Below are 15,910 nucleotides of genomic sequence, written 5' to 3'. Positions count from 1 at the left end.
TACGGGTCGGTGCAGGGACTGCCTCGACGGCGTCCTGGGTGGCTGGCGCGCAAAGTGCGGCTGCAGCTGGTGCGCCGGTTATAGGCGCTTGGCTGTGCGGTCGCGCAGCAGCAGCCACTGAGTCGCGTCGGAGCTCCCCGGGCGCACGGCCGTCCGTGCTGTGAGAAACGATCTTCAGGCCAGGGCGTGAAACGGCCTCTGACCTGCGCTGATCCGGTGCTTGATATTTCTACGTGTGGGTATTGCCACATCATGCGCCGTCGGGGCGACCGCTAGGGTCTGTTCACTGCCTACAAATCACCGCCACCGCACCGCAGCGAGACCCGGAGGACACATGGCGTTCGGCTGGATCGACGAGCAGGCCGAGGCGCGCCGCCGGGCCGGACTCGTGCGTACGTTGCGCCCGCGCCCCGCCGAGTCGCCGCTCCTCGATCTCGCGAGCAACGACTACCTCGGGCTCGCCCGCCATCCGGAGGTCACCGAGGGCGCGGCCGCGGCAGCGCGCCGGTGGGGCGGCGGCGCGACCGGTTCCCGGCTCGTCACCGGCACCACCGAACTCCACGGCGAGCTGGAACGAGAACTGGCCGACTTCTGCGGTTTCGAGTCCGCGCTCGTCCTGTCCTCGGGCTACGCGGCCAACCTCGCCGCCGTCACCGCCCTCGCGCCGCACGGCTCGCTGATCGTCTCGGACGCGGGCAACCACGCCTCCCTGATCGACGGCTGCCGGCTGGCCCGCGGCACGACCCAGGTGGTCTCCCACGTGGACCCCGACGCCGTGCGCAAGGCGCTCGGCACCCACGACGGACCTGCCGTCACCGTCTCCGACACGGTCTTCTCGGTGGACGGTGACGCGGCCCCGCTCGCCGAACTGGCCCTCGCGAGCCGGGAGTACGGTGCCGGTCTGATCGTCGACGACGCGCACGGGCTCGGGGTCCTGGGCGACGGCGGCAGGGGCGCTCCGCACGCCGCTGGGCTCGCGGGGGACCCGGACGTCGTCGTGACCGTCACGCTGTCCAAGTCGCTCGGGAGTCAGGGCGGCGCGGTCCTCGGCCCGGCGGCCGTCATCGACCATCTGATCAACGCGGCGCGCACCTTCATCTTCGACACCGGCCTGGCGCCGGCGGCGGCGGGCGCGGCACTCGCGGCCCTGCGCCTGCTGCGCCGTGAGCCCGAGCGGGCGGCGCGGGCACGCGAGGTGGCCAGGGCGCTGCACACGCGGCTGACGGCGGAGGGTCTCTCCGCGGTACGACCGGACGCCGCGGTCGTCTCCGTGCGGGCACCGTCCCCCGAACGGGCGGTGCGATGGGCGGCCGACTGCCGCGAGGCGGGCCTCGCCGTCGGCTGTTTCCGTCCCCCGTCGGTGCCCGACGGTGTTTCGCGGCTGCGGCTGACGGCCCGCGCGGACCTCACGGAGGAGCAGATCGAGCACGCGGTGGACGTGATCAGCCGGAACCGGTGAACCGGTGGAGCGATCGGTCGACGAGCGGGTGGGGCGATCGGCCGGTGGTCCGCAGGGGCGGCCGGCCGGTTGTGCGGTGGAGCGGTGAACCGTGCGGGGTCAGTTCAGCCCGGTGATGAACCCCTCCCAGACGTCCGGGGTGAACAGCAGGGCGGGGCCCGCCGTGTTCTTGGAATCGCGCACCGCGACCATTCCGGACCAGGGTCCGGTGCCCGGGCGTGCCGTCTCGACGCAGTTGTTCATCCCGGTACTGCGGCTGCTGCGCAGCCAGCGCACATGGCGCAGTGAAGTACTGGAGGGTACGTACCGAGGCATTGCAGACATGACGTGCCTCCTTACGTGTCGTCGCCTATCGCGGCGATGTAGTCCAACGAGTCCTCGGGTGAAAGGGCGTGGAACTGAAGGGCGTTGAAGGCCTCGGCGTAGGCCTGGAGGTCTTCTTTCCGTTCGAGATAGAGGCTACTCGTCAAGTGGTCGAGAACAACCACATCCAGATCGGTTGTGTTCGGAAATGAGAAAATAACGAAAGGACCGGTCACGCCGATGTGTGCGCCGGCGGCGAACGGCAGCACCTGGAGCCGTACTTGAGGCAGGACGGCGGCCTCGCGCAGCCGGCGGAGCTGGCGTGCCATGACATCGGGGCCGCCCACCTCCCGGCGCAGCACGGCTTCGTCCAGGACGGCGGACAGTTCGAGCGGCGGGTCCGAGCGCAGCACGTCCTGCCGGGCCAGGCGCACTTCGACCAGGGTGTCGAGCTTGCTCTCCTCCAGTCCGTCCACGGCGGCCCGGGTCACCGCGCGGGCGTACTCCGGCGTCTGCAGCAGACCGGGTACGACAGAGGTCTCCAGGGTGCGCATGGCGCTGGCGCCGGACTCCAGGCTGATGAAGTCGCGGTACTCCGGCGGGAGCACCCCGCGGTACGCGTGCCACCAGTGGTGCCGGCCGTTGACCTCGGAGCCCGCCAACACGACCAGAAGTCGCCGCAGTTCGGGGTCCTCGACGCCGTACGCGTGCAACAGGCGTTCCACATCGGCCGGTTTCACCCCGCTGGTGCCGGTCTCGATGCGGCTCACCTTCGACTGGTGCCAGCCGAGGAGGCGGGCCGCCTCCCCGCTCGTGAGACCCGTGCCCGCGCGCAGCGCGCGCAGTTCGGCACCGAGCTTGCGGCGGCGCACCGCGGGACCGTGCTGCATGGCTGTTCTCCTTACTCCTTCCAAGTCGTCCGAATACGCTCTGCCGACGCAGAGTTCACCGCATCGAGCGACAGATATATGCATTACTCGGTGGATCGCACCCGCGACCGGCCCGGTAATGGCAGTCTGGCGCAAGCACCAGTCCGGGACCGTACTCGAACCATCCGCTCGGTGTCGGGCTCCGGTCCCGTGGAAAGGGACGAACGTCGCCATGGCAGACCATCAGGAAGCATCCGTCACCCTGCCGAGCGAACCGGTCTCGGTTTCCGTGGCCCGAACATTCGTCGCCGATGTGCTGTCCGAATGGGGCCTGCCGGGGGACTGCGAAGTCGCCGAGACCGTGCGGCTGATCGTGTCCGAACTGGCCACCAACGCGGTGCAGCACACGTTCGGGCAGTCGCCCACCTTCACGGTCGGCGTGCGTCTCGACCGGGAGGAGCGGCTGCGTATCGGTGTCACCGACAGCCATCCGCGCTTCCCGAAGAGGCTGCCCGCGGCTGTCCAGCAGGACAACGGCCGCGGCATGGTGATCATCCGCTGGCTCACCGCCGAATGCGGCGGCAGGCTCACCGTCGTACCGACCCGGGAGGGCGGCAAGACGGTCTCCATCGAGCTCCCGTGGACGGTCCCCGCCCAGCCGGTGCCGGCCGGGGTGCCCCAGGAGCCCTGAGCCCCGACACCCCGAAGCGACCGGTCGTCATCAGCGCATGAGGGCCGTGCCGGTCGTCATCGGCCCGCGGGACCGCGCCGGCCGTTGCCGGTCCACGAGGGCCGCGCAGGCCCGGTAGGCCCACGAGGGGGCCGGGAGGGCGTCACAGCGGCCCTGAGAGGGCTCGCGCCGGGGCGGCGAGGTCCGCCGCCCCGGGCGAAAGGGTCAGCCGACCCTGCCGTACCAGACGCTTCTCGTCCAGATCTTCTGCAGCTTCACCACTTCCCCGGTCTTCGGGGAGTGCCAGATCTTTCCCTTACCGGCGTAGATGCCGACGTGGTACACGTTCCGGCCCGAGTGGAAGAACACGAGGTCACCGGCCTTGCGGTGCGAGGCCGAGACATGGTGTGTCTTGTTGTACTGCGCCGCGGCCGTACGAGGCAGCTTCTTGCCCGCCTTCTTGTACGAGTAGAGCGTGAGCCCCGAGCAGTCGAAGCGGTGCGGTCCGGTGGCGCCCCACTGGTAGGGGGAGCCGTGCTTCGACGCCGCGACCTGGAGTGCCCTCGTCGCGAGGGTGGCGGCCTCGGCATCGGGTGCGATGCCGGGAACCACCAGGCTGCCGCCCACGGCGGCGAGAGTGAGCGCCGAGGCCGTACCGGCCCGGGTCCACAGCGACGGGACACGATTGAGCGCAGTCATGCGCAACCCTTCGTCAGCCGCCTGTGAAGGATGACCTGTCGGATTCGGGCTGGCGAAGTTGCCCGGCCGCTGCTGCGGCTTCACCCCAAGGACCGCCCGGAACTGATCCGGCGGCCCGTCTAGCTGGGTCCTCCACTCCTGCCGATGCACTCCTGTCGACCGGGCATCCGGGAGGCGGCAGGACTCGGCGTCCACCCGGACCGCCCCGCCGCTGTGGCGGGGGCTTGTCGTCGGAAGGGATCTTCACTCATCAGAGTCGGAAAATCCGAGCGGAACCGGTGTTTTGTGGGCTTACTCACCACTCGGCTGTTCGAGTGAACACCCCTCTGTTCGAGCACGTGTTGGAGACACCGATGAGGCCCGCACCTGCGGCGACGGGTCCCATCCGGCGTCCGGACTCCGCGTGTTGCGCAACTCGGAGGGGTCGCAAAAAGGACCGATGAATACGCCGTCGGGGGGTACCCCATCCGGTCCGTTTGAGTCGCGGACCAGACGTCGCGGAGCTTTTCGCGTACCGGGTCGGCGGTGGGGGTCCGTCAACTTCCGGACTCGGGTGGCACGGTGACCCGGGCGGCCCGCCGCTCTCCGTCGAGCACCCGCAGGGCCTGCGCGAGCGTCGGGGCGTGCACCTCGCTCTCGCCCCGCTGATGCATCAGCGCGAGGGCGTCCCGCAGGGCCTCCGCCTTGCCGACGAGTGCCTGAGCCGCCCTCAGGCCGCGATAGGTGTCTCCGGGGCGGGACGGGTTGATGCGGCCGACCAGGTCGACCACGTCGAGATAGCGGTCGATCAGCTCGGCCTCGGCGCGGGTCAGCGCGGGCAGCGGGGGGAGGTCCGGGATCATCGGCCGCTCACCTCGCGCCGGACGTGTCGAGCGCGGCCCTGCGGCTCGGGACGATCCGGTCGATCAGCCCGTAGGCCCGGGCCGCCGGGGCGTCGAGGACCATGTCGCGCTCCAGGTCCGCCGCGACCCGTTCCGGGCTCCGGCCCGTGTGGCGCCCGAGCATCTCCTCCAGCGTCCGGCGGGTCCGCAGCAACTCCTCGGCCTGGATGAGCAGGTCACTCGTCCGTCCCTCGAACGGCTCGGCCGCCGACGGCTGACGCAGGAGAACGCGGGCCCCCGGCAGCGCGAGCCGCTTGCCCGGAGTCCCGCAGGCCAGCAGCACCGCGGCCACCGAGGCCGCCTGACCGAGGCAGACCGTCTCGACGTCGCAGGTGACGAACCGCATCGTGTCGTAGATCGCGGTCATCGCACCGAAGGAGCCGCCGGGGGAGTTGATGTACAGCGAGATGTCCTGTTCGGGCGCCTGGTGTTCGAGGTACATGAACTGGGCCGTCACGTCGTTCGCCGAGGTGTCGTCGATGGGCGTCCCGAGGAACACGATCCGTTCGCCGAGCAGCTTCGCGTACGGATCCAGGGTCCGGTGTCCCGCGCTCGTGCGTTCCGTGAACTCGGGCAGGACATAGCGGGCGGACGGGCTGTCCATGGCGCGCCTCCTCAGATCGACGTCTGTAAAAAATGTACAGGACGTACGTCTCTGGGGAAGGGGGCCATGCTGAGAGCAGAAACGGCGGCACGCCCGGCCGGGAAGGTGGCCGAGGGGTGCCGAGCGGCGTCGGCCGGCGGGATCTCGCGCCCCGCGGGGTGCGGGAGGCCCGGTCTAAGCTGGACGTCATGGCCTACGAGATTCCGGTGACGCAAGCCAGGGCTGAGCTCGCCGAACTGATCAACCGCGTCGTGTACGGCGGTGAGCGCGTCGTCGTGACGCGGCACGGCAAGCCACTCGTCGCCCTGGTCTCCGCGGCCGACCTGGAGCGACTCGAAGACCTCCCCGAGCCCGCGGACGACCAGGTGGTCAGCTCGCTGTCCAGCGTCCGTGACGTGGCGTCCGCGCCCCGCGAGCACCAGCGGTTCGGCATCGCCGCGGAGCACCGGGGGCCCAGCGCCTCCTGACCGCCGCGTGACCGTCCGCGCGGCCCCGGCTTCCCGCGACTCGGCGCCTCGCGCCGCACGCCGTATACGGTCCGGCCCCCGACGGCCGCACGGCGCCCCGGGGTGCCGCCAGGGGCCGGGCCGGCGGAACGGGGCAAGCGGGGCGGCATCGCGGGCCAGGGAGCGTTCCTCGGCCGGACCCGAAAGGGATCGTGGGCCGGTTAACGTCCTCGAAACTCCGGCCAACTAGCGTGCCCATCCACGCCACCAGGGGTTTCGGTGGCCGCGGCCGCCGGGCCCCGCACGGCCCGGAGCGAGGATGTGAGGTGGTACGCCGTGCAACTGACCCCGCACGAGCAGGAGAGGCTGCTGATCCATGTGGCGGCCGATGTCGCCGAGAAGCGCCGGGCCCGCGGACTGAGACTGAACCACCCCGAGGCCGTCGCCCTGATCACCTCGCACATCCTCGAAGGCGCCCGTGACGGCCGTACCGTCGCCGAACTGATGTCCTCCGGGCGCAAGATCCTCACCCGGGACGACGTCATGACGGGCATCCCCGAGATGATCCACGACGTCCAGGTCGAGGCCACCTTCCCGGACGGCACCAAGCTCGTCACCGTCCACGACCCGATCGTCTGACGGAGGGGGAGCGCCGTGATTCCCGGAGAGTTCCTGTTCGCCGACGAACCCGTCGTGTTCAACGAGGGGCGTGAGGCCACCCGGCTGACCGTCCTCAACGCCGCCGACCGCCCCGTCCAGGTCGGCTCCCACTACCACTTCGCCGAGGCCAATCCCGGTCTGGACTTCGACCGCGCCGCAGCCCGCGGGAAGCGGCTCAACGTCGCCGCCGGGACCGCCGTGCGCTTCGAGCCGGGGATCCCCGTCGAGGTCGAACTCGTCCCGCTCGCCGGCGCCCGCGTGGTGCCCGGACTGCGCGGGGAGACCGGAGGTGCCCTCGATGCCTGAGATCTCGCGTGCCGCGTACGCCGATCTGTTCGGTCCGACCACCGGTGACCGCATCCGCCTCGCCGACACGGACCTGCTGATCGAGATCGAGGAGGACCGCTGCGGCGGGCCCGGTCTCGCCGGTGACGAGGCGGTGTTCGGCGGCGGCAAGGTCATCCGGGAATCCATGGGCCAGGCACGCGCCACGCGCGCCGAAGGCACCCCGGACACCGTCGTCACCGGCGTCGTGATCGTCGACCACTGGGGGATCGTCAAGGCCGACGTCGGCATCCGTGACGGCCGGATCTCCGGCATCGGCAAGGCCGGCAACCCCGACACCATGGACGGCGTCCATCCCGACCTGGTGATCGGCCCCGAGACCGAGATCATCGCGGGCAACGGACGGATCATGACCGCGGGCGCCATCGACGCCCACGTCCATCTGATCTGTCCGCAGATCGCCGACGAGGCCCTCGCCTCCGGCATCACGACGCTCGTCGGCGGCGGCACGGGTCCCGCCGAGGGCTCCAAGGCGACCACCGTCACCCCCGGCCCCTGGCATCTGGCCCGGATGCTGGAGGCGATGGAGGGCTACCCGCTGAACTTCGGTCTGCTCGGAAAGGGCAACACCGTCTCGCACGAGGCGATGCTCTCGCAGATCCGGGGCGGCGCGCTCGGCCTGAAGATCCACGAGGACTGGGGCTCGACACCCGCCGCGATCGACGCCGCGCTCACCGTCGCCGACCGCACCGGCATCCAGGTCGCCATCCACACCGACACCCTGAACGAGTCCGGGTTCGTCGCCGACACCCTCGCCGCCATCGCCGGACGCGGGATCCACGCGTACCACACGGAGGGCGCGGGCGGCGGGCACGCGCCGGACATCATGACCGTGGTCTCCGAGCCGTACGTCCTGCCGAGTTCGACCAACCCGACCCGGCCCTACACCGTCAACACGGCCGAGGAACACCTCGACATGCTGATGGTCTGCCACCACCTGAACCCGGCCGTGCCCGAGGACCTGGCCTTCGCCGAGTCCCGCATCCGGCCGTCCACCATCGGGGCCGAGGACATACTCCACGACCTCGGAGCCATCTCGATCATCTCCTCCGACTCCCAGGCCATGGGCCGCGTCGGCGAGGTGATCCTGCGGACCTGGCAGACGGCCCATGTGATGAAGCGGCGCCGGGGCGCCCTGCCGGGTGACGGCCGTGCCGACAACCATCGTGTACGTCGCTATGTCGCCAAATACACGATCAACCCGGCGCTCGCGCAGGGACTCGCCCGTGAGATCGGCTCGGTGGAGACCGGCAAGCTCGCCGACCTGGTCCTGTGGGAGCCCGCGTTCTTCGGGGTCAAACCGCACCTGGTCGTCAAGGGCGGAATGATCGCGTACGCGCAGATGGGCGACGCCAACGCCTCCATCCCGACACCGCAACCGGTCCTGCCCCGGCCGATGTTCGGGGCGATCGGGCGGGCTCCCGCCGCGAACTCGTTCAACTTCGTGGCACCGCTGGCCATCGAGGACGGGCTGCCGGAACGGCTCTCGCTGGGCAAGCGGTTCGTCGCCATCGAGTCCACGCGGGCGGTGACCAAGGCCGACATGCGGGAGAACGACGCGCGGCCCGACGTACGGATCGATCCCGACAGCTTCGCCGTGCACATCGACGGGGAGCTCGTCGAGGCGACTCCGGCCGCCGAACTGCCCATGGCCCAGCGTTACTTCCTCTTCTGATGTCCAGGGCTGCACTTCTCGTCCTGGCCGACGGCCGCTTCCCCGCCGGAGGGCACGCGCACTCCGGCGGGGCCGAGGCCGCGGTCAGGGCCGGGCGGATCACCGGGGCGGCGAGCCTGGAGGACTTCTGCAGAGGCCGGCTGCACACGAGCGGACTCGTCTCGGCCGCGCTGGCCGCGGCGGGCGCGCTCGGGGTCGATCCGGTGGCCCTGGACGGGGCCGCCGACGCCCGCACGCCCTCGCTCGCCCTGCGGGTCACCGCGCGCCGTCTGGGCCGACAGCTCCTGCGGGCCGCCCGGGCGACCTGGCCGTCCGACGAACTCGACGCGCTGGCGCGGGAGTTCCCCAAGGGGGCGCATCAGCCGGTCGTGCTGGGCGTCGCCGCGCGGGCCGCGGGTCTCGGGCCCGAGGACGCCGCGTACTGCTCCGCGTACGAGTGTGTCAGCGGGCCCGCGTCGGCGACGGTCCGGTTGCTGAGCCTCGACCCGTTCGACGCGACGGCCGCGCTGGCCCGGCTCGCGCCGGAACTGGACATGGTCGCCCACGCGGCGGCGGGTGCGGCGCGGCGGGTCCTCGACGACGGGGTCGAGGCGCTTCCCGCCGCGTCGGCCCCGCTCCTGGAGATCGGCGCGGAGGCGCACGCGGCCTGGCCGGTACGGCTGTTCGCGTCCTGACGGCCGCACGCTCCCGGACCGCGGGAAGCCCGCGAACCTCGCCGTGGCCTGGTAGCCCGCCCGGGGCCGACTGGCTGGCCACCAGCCCGGTCGCCCGGGCACCCGGCAACCTGGGCACCCGGCAACCCGGGCACCCGGGTACAGGTCACTCGGGCAACCCGAGAGACCCGGCGACCCGGGCACCCGAACGACCCGGGTGACCAGGGCAACCCGAACGCCCCGGGTGACCGCGGTGTCCGCTCGCCGGATTCCTGGCCTCCGAAGCACCAGTTGCCGACCCGCCACCCGAACTCGATCACCCCGCCCCGCCTAACGAAGTTGGAGTCGTATCGTGCATCTCGATCACCTTCACCACGGACCGTCCGCCGTCAGTGCCGACGCCCGGCGGCCCGACGGAAGGCGCCGTGCCCTGCGTATCGGGCTGGGCGGCCCCGTCGGCTCCGGGAAGACCGCGACCGTCGCCGCCCTCTGCCGGGCGCTGCGCGACGAACTCTCCCTCGCCGTCGTCACCAACGACATCTACACCCGCGAGGACGCCGAGTTCCTGCTGCGGGAGGCGGTACTGCCGCCCGAGCGGATCACCGCCGTCGAGACCGGTGCCTGCCCGCACACCGCGATCCGGGACGACATCTCCGCCAACCTCGAAGCGGTCGAGGACCTGGAGGACGAGGTCGGCCCGCTCGACCTGATCCTCGTGGAGTCCGGCGGCGACAACCTCACCGCGACCTTCTCCAAGGGGCTCGTCGACGCCCAGGTCTTCGTGATCGACGTCGCGGGCGGGGACGACATCCCCCGCAAGGGCGGGCCCGGGGTCACGACGGCCGACCTGCTCGTGGTGAACAAGACCGACCTGGCGCCGTACGTCGGCTCCGACCTCGGGCGGATGGCGACCGACGCCAAGGCCCAGCGGGACGGACTTCCCGTGGTCTTCCAGTCGTTGCGCACCGAGGCCGGCGTCGCGGCGGTCGCCGACTGGGTGCGGGAGCGGCTCGCGGCGTGGACCGCGTGACGACGGCGGGAGTCCGCGCCACCGCGCGGATCGAGGCCAGGGACGACGGCCGGGGCGGGACCTCGCTGCCCGTGCTGGACGGAGAGGGACCGCTCGCCCTGCGCCGGGTGCGAAGCGGTGGGCTGGAGGCGCGCGTGATGCTCGTCGGGGCGATGAGCGGACCGCTCGGCGGCGATCGTCTCGCCGTCGAGGCCCGGGTCGGTCCGGGCGCGCGCCTGCGGGTCGGCTCGGCCGCCGCCACCATCGCCCTGCCCGGACAGGCCAAGGGGGAGGCCCGCTACGACATGCGCCTCGACGTCGCCGACGGAGGTGAACTGTGGTGGCTGCCGGAGCAGTTGATCTCAGCGGGAGGCAGTGACCTGTCCGTCTCCTCGCACATCGAGCTCCGGGGCGGTGCCCGCCTGGTCTTCCGGGAGGAACAGGTGCTCGGACGGGTGGGCGAGGAACCCGGGCGGCTGACCAGCCGTCTCACCGTGCGGCGCGACGGACGGACCCTGCTCGACCAGGAGTTGGCGTGCGGTCCCGGTGCACCCGGCGGCTGGGACGGGCCCGCCGTCCTCGCCGGGCATCGGGCACTCGGCCAACTCGTCATCGTGAAAGCGGAGTTCGAGAAGGATCCCCCGGCGGCCCGGCCGCTCGGGGAGTACGCCGCGCTCACCCCGCTCGCCGGACCCGCCGTGCTCGTGACGGCGCTCGCGCCCGACGCGCTGCTGCTGAGGAGGGTACTGGACGAAGCGCTCAACGAACTGACGTAATGTCAACTATGTTTGCCGGTAGACCTGTTCACACCGGCTGACCGCTCACCGGAACAGGCCGTACCGGCTATCGGATTGGTAAAGAACACCGGTCGCGTCTGTCCTCAGGGACCTCACAGCCGAAAGGATCCTCGTACCAATCGCAATGATGTACGGGGAGGTCACACTTGAGGTCCAAGAGACCGACGAAACGGGTGGCGGCACTGGGTTCGGCCGGTGTGCTCGTCACGGCGACCCTCATAGCCGGGGCCGTCGCGGCGCCGTCGGCCACCGCCGACTCGCGGCACGGGCAGGGCTACGGGCAGAGCCGCGAGCAGCGCGGCGCGGCCGTCGCCGCCGAGCGGGCCGCCAAGGCCGGGATCGACTGGCAGGACTGCCCGGCCGACTGGGGCTTCGAGAAGCCGATCCAGTGCGGCTGGGTGAGCGTGCCGCTGGACTACGCACACCCCCATGGCAAGCAGCTCAAGCTGGCCGTGGACCGCATCGGGAACACCGGTACCAAGGAGGAGCGCCAGGGCGCGCTCGTCTACAACCCGGGCGGCCCCGGCGGTTCCGGCATGCGCTTCCCGCGCCGTGTCACCACCAAGGCCCCGCTGTGGGCGAACACCGCCAAGGCGTACGACTTCGTGGGCTTCGACCCGCGCGGAGTCGGCCACTCGGCGCCCATCTCCTGCATCGACCCGCAGGAGTTCGTCAAGGCGCCCAAGGCGGACCCGGTCCCGGGTTCCGAGGCCGACAAGCGGGCCCAGCGCAAGCTGGCCGCGGAGTACGCCGACGGCTGCGCCGAGCGCAGCGGCAAGGCCGTGCTGGCGCAGATGACCACGCCCAACACGGCTCGCGACCTGGACGTCATCCGGGCCGCGCTCGGCGAGAAGAAGCTCAACTACCTGGGCGTCTCGTACGGCACCTACCTCGGGGCCGTCTACGGCACGCTCTTCCCGGGTCACGTGCGCCGCATGGTCGTCGACAGTGTCGTCAACCCGTCGCGCGAGAACATCTGGTACCAGGCCAACCTGGAGCAGGACATCGCCTTCGAGGGCCGCTGGAAGGACTGGGAGGACTGGGTCGCCAAGAACGACGCGACCTTCCACCTCGGTGACACCCGCGCCAAGGTGCAGGACCAGTGGCTGAAGCTGCGTGCCACCGCGAAGAAGGCCCCGCTGGGCGGAGTCGTCGGCCCCGCCGAGCTGATCTCCTTCTTCCAGAGCGCCCCGTACTACGACTCCTCGTGGGTGCCGACCGCCTCGGTGTTCAGCAAGTACGTCGCCGGTGACACCCAGGCGCTCGTCGACGCCGCGTCCCCCGACCTGTCGGACACGGCGGGCAACATCTCCTCGGAGAACGGGAACGCCGTGTACACGGCCGTCGAGTGCACCGACGCGCAGTGGCCCACGAGCTGGAGGAAGTGGGACCGCGACAACACGCGGCTCAACGCCCAGTACCCGTTCATGACCTGGGCCAACGCGTGGATGAACCTGCCGTGCGCCACCTGGCCGGTCAAGCAGCAGACCCCGGTGGAGGTGAGGACCGGCAAGGGCCTGCCCGCCGTCCTCATCGTCCAGTCCACCAATGACGCCGCCACGCCGTACGCCGGCGCCGTCGAGCTGCACAAGCGGTTCAAGGGCTCCCGCCTGATCACCGAGCAGGGCGCGGGCTCGCACGGTGTGACCGGACTGGTCAACCCGTGCATCAACGGGCGGGTGGACTCCTACCTGCTCACCGGCAAGACGGACGCCGCCGACGTGACGTGCACGCCGCACGCCACGCCGCAGCCGTAGTCCCGACAGCACGAGGGGGCGGCCGGAATCCCGGCCGCCCCCTCCGCCGTGCCCGGGGCGTCGTACGAGCCCGCCCCGGCTGCGTCAACTCAGGGGCATCCGGGGGAACTTGCGCCCCGCCTCGGCCTTCTCCGCAGCTTCCTCCGCCTTGGCTACGGCCGCGTACTGGTCGACGTACTCCTGCTCGGAGAGGGACAGGATGGCGTACATGATCTCGTCGGTGATGGCCCGAAGCACGGCCTTCTCTCCCTCCATCCCGGCATAGCGCGAGAAGTCGAGCGGCTTGCCGAAGCGGATCACCACGGGGTGGATCCGCGGGAGCTTCCGGCCCGGCGGCTGGGCCTCGAAGGTGCCGATCATCGCGCACGGGATGACGGGGGCCTCAGCCCGCAGGGCCATCACGGCGACGCCGACCTTGCCCTTGTAGAGGCGGCCGTCGTGCGAGCGGGTGCCCTCGGGGTAGATCCCGAGCAGCTCGTCCTTGTTCAGTACCCCGAGTCCCTCGCGGATCGCCGCCTGGCCCGCCTCCTTGCCGGAGCGGTCCACCGGAATCTGCCCGATGCTGCGGAAGAACGCCGCGGTCAGCCGCCCCTTGATGCCGGGTCCGGTGAAGTACTCGGCCTTCGCCAGGAAGGTGATCCGGCGCTTCAGGATCGCCGGCATCAGGAAATGGTCCGCGAAGGACAGATGGTTGCCGGCGACGATGGCGCGGCCCGACGACGGAACGTGCTCAAGGCCCTCGATCCGAGGCCGGAAGGTCACTCTCAGCAGCGGACCCAAAAGCACATATTTGAGCACGTGATAAAACACTGGGGCACTCCTCGTTTTCCCCGGGGAGCGATCAGTGTAGGCGCGGCCGTCGCCGGGCGTAACCATCGAGGTGTCACTCTCTGTGGCCTCTTGGCCGGTATCAGACCCCTTGCGTCAGCACTTTCTCAAGAGACCCGAGAGCCGACAGGAGTTCCTCCGCCGTGATGGTGAGCGGCGGCGCCAGCCGGATGGTCGAGCCATGGGTGTCCTTGACCAGAATCCCCTCGTGCATGAGGCCCTGACTGATCTCCCGGCCCGTGCCGATGGACGGGTCGATGTCGACGCCGGCCCACAGTCCCCGTGAGCGGAAGCCCTCGACGCCCCGGCCCACCAGGGCCGTCAGCCCGTCCCGCAGCAGGACGCCCAGCTCGGCCGCCCGTCGCTGGTACTCGCCGGTCTCCAGGAGGCCCACGACCGCCGAGCCGACCGCCGCGGCCAGCGGATTGCCGCCGAACGTCGAGCCGTGCTCGCCCGGACGCAGCACGCTCAGCACGTCACGGCGGCCGACGACCGCGGAGACGGGCACGATGCCGCCGCCGAGCGCCTTGCCGAGCAGCAGCAGGTCCGGGACGACCGACTCGTGCTCCACCGCCAGAGTGGCGCCGGTACGGCCGAGGCCGGACTGGATCTCGTCCGCGACGAACAGACAGCCGGTGCGGCGGGTGAGCTCGCGGACGCCGGCGAGATAGCCGTCGTCCGGGATGATCACGCCCGCCTCGCCCTGGATGGGTTCGAGCAGCACCGCGGCCGTCGTCTCGTCGATCGCCGCTTCGAGCGCGGCCAGGTCGTTGTACGGCACGACCCGGAAGCCGGGCGTGAAGGGGCCGAAGCCGGAGCGGGCCGTCTCGTCGGTGGAGAAGCTGACGATCGTCGTCGTACGGCCGTGGAAGTTGTCGGCCGCGACCACGATGGTGGCCGCACCGGGCTCGACGCCCTTCACCTCGTACGCCCACTTGCGGGCCACCTTGACGGCGCTCTCCACCGCCTCGGCGCCCGTGTTCATCGGCAGGACCATGTCCAGGCCCGTCAACGCGGACAGGGACTCCGCGAAACCGGCGAGCTGGTCGTTGTGGAAGGCCCGTGAGGTCAGGGTGAGCCGGTCGAGCTGGCGGTGCGCCGCCTCGATCAGCACCGGGTTGCGGTGGCCGAAGTTGAGCGCCGAGTAACCCGCCAGCATGTCGAGATAGCGGCGGCCCTCGACGTCCTCGACCCAGGTGCCCTCGGCGTGCGCGACGACCACGGGCAGCGGGTGGTAGTTGTGCGCCAGGACGGGGCCCTCGGCCCGGATCAGTTCCTCGGAGCTGCGGGCACCGGCGCCGGCGGGCGTGGTCGCACGGGCGGGAGCGGTCATGAACGGATCTCCTGTGTGCAGCACTTGATGCCGCCGCCGGCCTTGTGGAACTCGGACAGGTCGACGGGGACGGGGACGTACCCATGGTGGACGAGTTGCGCGGCGAGGGCCTCGGCACGCGGCGCGATGAAGACGTGACGGCCGTCCGAGACGGAGTTCAGGCCGAAGGCGAGGGCGTCCTCACGGGTGGCGATCACCGCGTCCGGGAACAGCCGGCCCAGCACCTCGCGGCTGCCCGGCGAGAAGGCCTCCGGGTAGTACGCGATGTTGTCGTCGTCGAGGACGAAGAGCGCGGTGTCCAGGTGGTAGAAGTGCGGGTCCACCAGGCGTAGGCCGATCACCGGGACGCCGAAGAACTCCTGGACCTCGCGATGGGCCTCGGGCGTGGTGCGAAATCCCGTACCGGCGAGGATGTGGCGGCGCGTCGGGACGAGGTCGCCCTCGCCCTCGCAGACCGACTCCGGGCGGTAGACGTCGAAACCGGCGGTCTTGAACCAGGTCTCGTACGCGGTGGACTCCGGGCGGCGCTCCGGTGCGTGGAAGGACGAGCCGAAGACGCGGCCCTCCAGGACGAGCGCGCAGTTCGCGGCGAAGACCATGTCGGGAAGGCCGGGGACCGGCTCGACGGAGTCGACGGTGTGGCCGTGGGCGCGATAGGCGCTGATCAGCGCCTGCCATTGATCGCGCGCGAGATCGACGTCCACGGGGGTGTCGGGACGCATCCAGGGGTTGATCGCGTACTGCACGGCGAAGTGTCTGGGTTCGCAGACGAGAAAGCGCCGGGGGCGCGGCACACGGCTTTCGGACACAGAGAGGTTCCTCCGCTTCCTGCGGTGTCATCTGGTGGGATGTCTCAACGGTAAGAAGCGGGGGACACGGGCGACAAGCGACGAGAGCTGCGCGTATACGCAGCACTGCTGCG

Annotated in this window: 18 protein-coding genes and 1 riboswitch; of the genes, 10 read left to right on the top strand and 8 right to left on the bottom strand. The window is 70.9% G+C overall.

What is annotated here, in order from left to right:
* Positions 1-334 precede the first annotated feature (334 nt).
* The gene (locus ACIQ7M_RS06325) at positions 335-1,459 is read left to right on the top strand and encodes an 8-amino-7-oxononanoate synthase (protein WP_386981252.1); all 1,125 of its coding nucleotides are present in this window, start codon (positions 335-337) and stop codon (positions 1,457-1,459) included.
* Between the two features lie 99 nt (positions 1,460-1,558).
* Here the strand turns inward: ACIQ7M_RS06325 and ACIQ7M_RS06320 are convergent, their stop codons facing one another.
* The gene (locus ACIQ7M_RS06320) at positions 1,559-1,783 is read right to left on the bottom strand and encodes a DUF397 domain-containing protein (RefSeq protein WP_355772641.1); all 225 of its coding nucleotides are present in this window, start codon (positions 1,781-1,783) and stop codon (positions 1,559-1,561) included.
* 11 nt (positions 1,784-1,794) lie between these two features.
* Positions 1,795-2,652: a helix-turn-helix transcriptional regulator gene (locus ACIQ7M_RS06315; protein ID WP_355772644.1), complete on the bottom strand. Its 858-nt coding sequence runs from the start codon at positions 2,650-2,652 to the stop codon at positions 1,795-1,797.
* Between the two features lie 211 nt (positions 2,653-2,863).
* On the opposite strand from ACIQ7M_RS06315, the gene ACIQ7M_RS06310 reads away from it, so the two are divergent.
* Positions 2,864-3,322, top strand: coding sequence for an ATP-binding protein (locus tag ACIQ7M_RS06310; protein WP_355772647.1), 459 nt, complete (start codon positions 2,864-2,866; stop codon positions 3,320-3,322).
* Between the two features lie 204 nt (positions 3,323-3,526).
* Here the strand turns inward: ACIQ7M_RS06310 and ACIQ7M_RS06305 are convergent, their stop codons facing one another.
* The 3 genes from ACIQ7M_RS06305 to ACIQ7M_RS06295 form a co-directional block, all read right to left on the bottom strand.
* Complete coding sequence (locus ACIQ7M_RS06305; protein WP_355772190.1) at positions 3,527-4,000, bottom strand: C40 family peptidase; 474 nt, start codon at positions 3,998-4,000, stop codon at positions 3,527-3,529.
* 3 nt (positions 4,001-4,003) lie between these two features.
* Positions 4,004-4,200, bottom strand: a riboswitch (cyclic di-AMP (ydaO/yuaA leader).
* 336 nt (positions 4,201-4,536) lie between these two features.
* Positions 4,537-4,842, bottom strand: coding sequence for a hypothetical protein (locus ACIQ7M_RS06300; RefSeq protein ID WP_355772187.1), 306 nt, complete (start codon positions 4,840-4,842; stop codon positions 4,537-4,539).
* A gap of 7 nt (positions 4,843-4,849) precedes the next feature.
* The gene (locus tag ACIQ7M_RS06295) at positions 4,850-5,485 is read right to left on the bottom strand and encodes an ATP-dependent Clp protease proteolytic subunit (RefSeq protein ID WP_355772184.1); all 636 of its coding nucleotides are present in this window, start codon (positions 5,483-5,485) and stop codon (positions 4,850-4,852) included.
* Positions 5,486-5,673: 188 nt separating this feature from the next.
* On the opposite strand from ACIQ7M_RS06295, the gene ACIQ7M_RS06290 reads away from it, so the two are divergent.
* The 8 genes from ACIQ7M_RS06290 (at position 5,674) to ACIQ7M_RS06255 (ending at position 12,827) form a co-directional block, all read left to right on the top strand.
* Positions 5,674-5,952: a type II toxin-antitoxin system Phd/YefM family antitoxin gene (locus ACIQ7M_RS06290; protein ID WP_384800817.1), complete on the top strand. Its 279-nt coding sequence runs from the start codon at positions 5,674-5,676 to the stop codon at positions 5,950-5,952.
* 315 nt (positions 5,953-6,267) lie between these two features.
* Positions 6,268-6,570: an urease subunit gamma gene (locus ACIQ7M_RS06285; protein ID WP_103550668.1), complete on the top strand. Its 303-nt coding sequence runs from the start codon at positions 6,268-6,270 to the stop codon at positions 6,568-6,570.
* Positions 6,571-6,585: 15 nt separating this feature from the next.
* Positions 6,586-6,897: an urease subunit beta gene (locus tag ACIQ7M_RS06280; protein ID WP_326789137.1), complete on the top strand. Its 312-nt coding sequence runs from the start codon at positions 6,586-6,588 to the stop codon at positions 6,895-6,897.
* Positions 6,890-8,611 (top strand): urease subunit alpha, encoded by a 1,722-nt coding sequence (locus ACIQ7M_RS06275; protein ID WP_355772176.1) that lies wholly within the window; start codon positions 6,890-6,892, stop codon positions 8,609-8,611. The genes ACIQ7M_RS06280 and ACIQ7M_RS06275 overlap by 8 nt, the downstream gene beginning before the upstream one ends.
* Positions 8,611-9,285: an urease accessory protein UreF gene (locus ACIQ7M_RS06270; RefSeq protein WP_403640306.1), complete on the top strand. Its 675-nt coding sequence runs from the start codon at positions 8,611-8,613 to the stop codon at positions 9,283-9,285. Before ACIQ7M_RS06275 ends, ACIQ7M_RS06270 begins: the two co-directional genes overlap by 1 nt.
* 331 nt (positions 9,286-9,616) lie before the next feature.
* Complete coding sequence (ureG, locus tag ACIQ7M_RS06265) at positions 9,617-10,294, top strand: urease accessory protein UreG (RefSeq protein WP_355772171.1); 678 nt, start codon at positions 9,617-9,619, stop codon at positions 10,292-10,294.
* The gene (locus ACIQ7M_RS06260; protein ID WP_403640927.1) at positions 10,291-11,049 is read left to right on the top strand and encodes an urease accessory protein UreD; all 759 of its coding nucleotides are present in this window, start codon (positions 10,291-10,293) and stop codon (positions 11,047-11,049) included. The genes ureG and ACIQ7M_RS06260 overlap by 4 nt, the downstream gene beginning before the upstream one ends.
* Positions 11,050-11,216: 167 nt before the next feature.
* Positions 11,217-12,827 carry an alpha/beta hydrolase gene (locus ACIQ7M_RS06255; protein WP_386981244.1) on the top strand — a complete coding sequence of 537 codons (1,611 nt, stop codon included), beginning with the start codon at positions 11,217-11,219 and terminating at the stop codon, positions 12,825-12,827.
* An 84-nt stretch (positions 12,828-12,911) separates the two neighbouring features.
* On the opposite strand, the gene ACIQ7M_RS06250 is transcribed toward ACIQ7M_RS06255, so the two are convergent.
* From ACIQ7M_RS06250 to ddaH, 3 genes are all read right to left on the bottom strand, one after another.
* Positions 12,912-13,637, bottom strand: coding sequence for a lysophospholipid acyltransferase family protein (locus tag ACIQ7M_RS06250; RefSeq protein ID WP_386981242.1), 726 nt, complete (start codon positions 13,635-13,637; stop codon positions 12,912-12,914).
* 100 nt (positions 13,638-13,737) lie between these two features.
* Complete coding sequence (gene rocD, locus ACIQ7M_RS06245; RefSeq protein WP_355772162.1) at positions 13,738-14,988, bottom strand: ornithine--oxo-acid transaminase; 1,251 nt, start codon at positions 14,986-14,988, stop codon at positions 13,738-13,740.
* The gene (gene ddaH, locus ACIQ7M_RS06240) at positions 14,985-15,797 is read right to left on the bottom strand and encodes a dimethylargininase (RefSeq protein WP_403640301.1); all 813 of its coding nucleotides are present in this window, start codon (positions 15,795-15,797) and stop codon (positions 14,985-14,987) included. Before ddaH ends, rocD begins: the two co-directional genes overlap by 4 nt.
* Positions 15,798-15,910 lie beyond the last annotated feature (113 nt).

The sequence above is a fragment of the Streptomyces sp. NPDC096324 genome, assembly GCF_044763015.1.
Classification (GTDB): Bacteria; Actinomycetota; Actinomycetes; order Streptomycetales; family Streptomycetaceae; genus Streptomyces.
The sequence above is the reverse complement of the archived record's forward strand: the minus strand, read 5'-3'. Positions and strand labels throughout refer to the sequence as shown.

What these genes read in the sequence shown, in the direction of transcription:
- ACIQ7M_RS06320 (WP_355772641.1), bottom strand. Translation starts at nt 1,783, where the DNA reads ATGTCTGCAATGCCTCGGTACGTACCCTCCAGTACTTCACTGCGCCAT.
- ACIQ7M_RS06310 (WP_355772647.1), top strand. Translation starts at nt 2,864, where the DNA reads ATGGCAGACCATCAGGAAGCATCCGTCACCCTGCCGAGCGAACCGGTC.
- ACIQ7M_RS06305 (WP_355772190.1), bottom strand. Translation starts at nt 4,000, where the DNA reads ATGACTGCGCTCAATCGTGTCCCGTCGCTGTGGACCCGGGCCGGTACG.
- rocD (WP_355772162.1), bottom strand. Translation starts at nt 14,988, where the DNA reads ATGACCGCTCCCGCCCGTGCGACCACGCCCGCCGGCGCCGGTGCCCGC.
- ACIQ7M_RS06315 (WP_355772644.1), bottom strand. Translation starts at nt 2,652, where the DNA reads ATGCAGCACGGTCCCGCGGTGCGCCGCCGCAAGCTCGGTGCCGAACTG.
- ACIQ7M_RS06275 (WP_355772176.1), top strand. Translation starts at nt 6,890, where the DNA reads ATGCCTGAGATCTCGCGTGCCGCGTACGCCGATCTGTTCGGTCCGACC.
- ACIQ7M_RS06270 (WP_403640306.1), top strand. Translation starts at nt 8,611, where the DNA reads ATGTCCAGGGCTGCACTTCTCGTCCTGGCCGACGGCCGCTTCCCCGCC.
- ACIQ7M_RS06325 (WP_386981252.1), top strand. Translation starts at nt 335, where the DNA reads ATGGCGTTCGGCTGGATCGACGAGCAGGCCGAGGCGCGCCGCCGGGCC.
- ACIQ7M_RS06300 (WP_355772187.1), bottom strand. Translation starts at nt 4,842, where the DNA reads ATGATCCCGGACCTCCCCCCGCTGCCCGCGCTGACCCGCGCCGAGGCC.
- ACIQ7M_RS06295 (WP_355772184.1), bottom strand. Translation starts at nt 5,485, where the DNA reads ATGGACAGCCCGTCCGCCCGCTATGTCCTGCCCGAGTTCACGGAACGC.
- ACIQ7M_RS06290 (WP_384800817.1), top strand. Translation starts at nt 5,674, where the DNA reads ATGGCCTACGAGATTCCGGTGACGCAAGCCAGGGCTGAGCTCGCCGAA.